Genomic DNA, 3922 nt, shown 5'->3' with positions numbered 1-3922 from the left:
GTATGAGAAGTTGGAACTTGGAGTAACCTATCGTTTGGAGGATTCCTTCGGGGCGATGGTCAACTTCGGGATCACCAAGGATTTACGCATCGGCTATGCTTACGATCACATCGTATCGGATCTGGATGCTACGACCAAGTCTTCGCACGAGTTCATGCTTTTGTGGGATGTTAGTTTCTCTAAGAAAGTTTCCGTGTCACCAAGATTCTTCTAACAAATCAGCAAAAGAAAAATGAAAAAAAGATATATTACATTAAGTTTTATGTTGCTTCTTACCGCTGCTTATGCGCAGGAGAAGCATACGGCAAAGGCTGACCAGCTTTTTGAAAGCTATCAGTATGTTAACGCAATAGAAGAATACCTGAAACTTGCAGAAAGCAAAAAAGCAGACCAATACGTTTATACGCAACTGGCAGATTGCTATTACAATGTTTTCAATACGGAAGAAGCTTCAAAATGGTATGCTAAAGCTGTGGGAGGAAAAGCATCGGCTGAAACCTATTACCGCTATGCGCAAACCCTTAAAGCATTAGGGAAATATCAGGAGGCCAACCAACAGATGGATGTTTTCGCCAATATGGTTCCAAACGATTTGAGAGCAAAAGAGCATAAGGCAAATCCAAACTATATTCCGAGTTTAGCCAATAAAGCCAAAATGTTTGATGTAGCCGATACAAATATCAACAGTAAAGGACAAAGTGATTTCGGAGCAATACTGACAAATGATAACACGCTTTATTTTGCAAGTACGAGAAATACATCAAAACGAACCGATAAATGGAATAACCAACCGTATCTGGATGTTTTTTCTGCTACAAGAAATGCCGACGGAACATTATCGGAACCCACTCCGGTAAAAGAATTAAATACGGCATTTCACGATGGTCCGGTTACTGTAAGCAATGACGGAAATACCATGTTTTTTGCACGAGACGGACACAGCGAAGGGCAATTCGAAAGAAGCAAAAAAACAAACACAAAAGTTGGTCAGCAAGGCTTATACAAAGCAGTTAAAGTTGACGGTAAATGGTCTAATGTTACGGCATTGCCATTTAACAGTGTAAATTATTCCGTGACAAATCCGAGTTTAAGCAAAGATGGCAAGACGCTTTATTTTGCATCGAACATGCCGGGCGGTTATGGAGAATCCGATATCTGGAAAGTTTCTGTAGCTGAAAACGGTTATGGAAAACCTGAAAATTTAGGAGAAAAAATTAATACTCCTGGAAAAGAAAACTTCCCTTTCATTACAGATGATAACACGCTTTTCTTTTCTTCATCAGGACGACAGGGATTTGGCGGATTGGATGTTTTTAAAACCGATTTGAATGCTTCGTCATCCGTACAAAACATCGGAAAACCGGTAAATACGGAAAAAGATGATTTTTCATTCAGTTTTAATAAAGTTGCCAACATCGGTTATTTTTCTTCCAATCGTAATGGGAATGACGCTATTTTCATGGCCACACCAATTTGCGAAGCTCAAGCTATTGTAGTGGTAACCAATAAAAAAACAGGTGCAGTTTTAGCGAATGCCGATGTTGCCATTTTGGATGCAAAAGGAAATCTGATTACAACCAGAAAGTCCGATGCTAACGGAAAAGTAAGTTATGATTTAGAATGTGAAACGGCATACAGTCTGAAAGCAGAATTGGCAAATTTTGAAGTGGCTGTAAATTCAGTTCAGAAAACAAAATCGGGAGAAGTGACAATTCCACTGGAAATGGTTCCGGTTGAAGTTATAATTACAGAAACCGAAGTAATCCTGAACAATGTTTATTTCGAATTCAACAAAAGCAATATCACTTCACAGGGAGCGAGTGAGTTGAACAAGCTCGTGAAAGTAATGATGGATAATCCGACTATGGAAATTTTAGTGAAATCTCATACGGATTCCAAAGGAAGTGTTGCTTACAATTTGAGGTTATCAGAGCAAAGAGCACAATCGACCGTTCAGTATTTGATTTCTAAAGGAATTGCTAAAAATCGACTTTCCGGAAAAGGATTTGGTAACTCGGTTCCTAAAGTAGATTGTGGTACAAATTGTTCAGATGAAGAGCATGCGCAAAACAGACGCTCGGAGTTCATTATTGTAAAAAAGTAAAGTATTAATCTTAAAAAAGTTTAAAGTATAATTAGCGATAGAGCAATATTTTAGACTGTTTCATATCCAGTGGCTAACCTCTATATTTTGAGGTTAGCTATTGTAGTTAAATGTAAACCTGATTCCATGAAAAGGATTTTTGTATTATTTGTAGGGTTAATTCTGAATATTTCAAGTTTTGGCCAAAACCTTCCGAACGACTGTGTGAATGCGATTGTTGTTTGCGGGAATGAAAATTTCAGTTCGAATGCGAGCGGTATTGGAGCCATTCAGGAGGTATCCGGCTGTGGAGGATTTGAACATAATTCACTGTGGATAAAAGTAAACATTGTTCAATCTGGAACTTTAGGGTTCGATTTAATCCCCAATGACACTGATATTAACGTGGATTACGATTTTTGGGTTTACGGAGCAGACAGGCCTTGTAATAATTTAGGAAGTCCGATACGTTGTGCTACAACTAACCCTTTTTTGGCCGGAATGACTAATAATCATACCGGAATGAACGGCACAATGGCTATTACCCAAACAGGACCCGGAGCCAATGGAAACGGATATGTTCGATGGCTTACAGTAACAGCAGGACAATCTTATTATATTGCCGTAGATAGACCCGTAGGGGACGGTGGATTTGAAATCCAATGGACAGGATCGGCCACGGCAGGATCAGGAGCTTTTCCTGTACCGCCAACGGCTAATTCAATTCCGGATTATATAACCTGCAGCAGTACACCTAACGTGGGGATTTTTGATCTTAATACCAGAAAATCTTTAATTAATCCCGATACAACTAACAACACCATTACTTTTCATACCACTTATGCAAACGCTTCAGACGGTTTGTTTCCTTTGCCGGGAGTAATGGCTAATGCTACCAATCCGCAGCAAATTTTTGCAAAAGTTGTTAATAATGTTTCAGGATGCAGCACTATAACAGACTTTTATTTAAGGGTTGTACCGGTTCCGTTTGCTAATATTTCAATTTCTGATACACAGGTTTGTTCCGGCGAAAATGTAACGGTTACCTTTACAGGTTCACCTGATACAGTAGTCGAGTACAGAGTCAATGGAGGGGCTGTCCAAACGGTTTTGCTGGATTCTTCAGGGAACTTTCAAATAACAGAAACTATCAATGTAAATACAACCTATTCATTAGTTAATGCAAAAATTGTTGACGCTTCTAATACCACTGTTTGTAATCAAATTGAAAATGACGCGGTAACCGTAACAGTTTCTACCGTTAGCGCACCAACAATATCCACAAATTCACCGATATGTCAAGGGAATGATGCGGTATTAACCTTCAACGGATTGGCTAATGCGACCATAAATTTTACAGTGAATGGAGGAACTTCTCAATCTGTAAATCTTGGTGGTTCCGGACAGCAGCAAATTAATTTGCCAGGACTTCCTTCAGGTGCCAATCAGATAGTACTTACTAGTATTACAGATGCTAATGCCCCTAACTGTACTTCTTCTTTAAATATTACTGAAACAGTAAATGTAACAGCTGTAATTGTTGCTGATGTTACAGGAACAACTGCTATCTGTGAAAACACTGGAACTACACTAATTACATTTACAGCTACCAATGGAACGCCGCCTTATACGTTTACTTACAATATTAATGGTGGTTCAGCTCAGACAGTTACAACGTCTGCCGGAAATAGTGTTTCTGTTACAGCTCCAGACAGTTCAGTAGGAACATTTACTTATAATTTAACAGCTGTTAGTTCGGCAGCCGTACCTGTTTGTAGTTTTATCCAAACAGCATCAGCAGTAATTACGGTTAATTCCTTACCAACAGTAACGGTTAGT

Annotated in this window: 2 protein-coding genes and 1 pseudogene; all 3 read left to right on the top strand. The window is 39.0% G+C overall.

Annotated elements, in window-relative coordinates; genetic code table 11:
* The coding region (locus ABGT15_RS14615; protein ID WP_367232201.1) for a type IX secretion system membrane protein PorP/SprF at positions 1–214 on the top strand (214 nt) is incomplete at its 5' end.
* Positions 215–232: 18 nt separating this feature from the next.
* Entirely contained in the window at positions 233–2104 is a 1872-nt protein-coding gene (locus ABGT15_RS14610) for an OmpA family protein (protein WP_367232200.1), read from the top strand.
* A 126-nt stretch (positions 2105–2230) separates the two neighbouring features.
* A pseudogene (locus tag ABGT15_RS14605) lies at positions 2231–3922 on the top strand (hypothetical protein); the annotation flags it as partial.

The sequence above is a fragment of the Flavobacterium enshiense genome, from assembly GCF_040750275.1.
Lineage (GTDB): Bacteria > Bacteroidota > Bacteroidia > Flavobacteriales > Flavobacteriaceae > Flavobacterium > Flavobacterium enshiense_B.
Note: the sequence above shows the minus strand (reverse complement) of the source record. Positions and strands in the feature narration are given on the sequence as shown.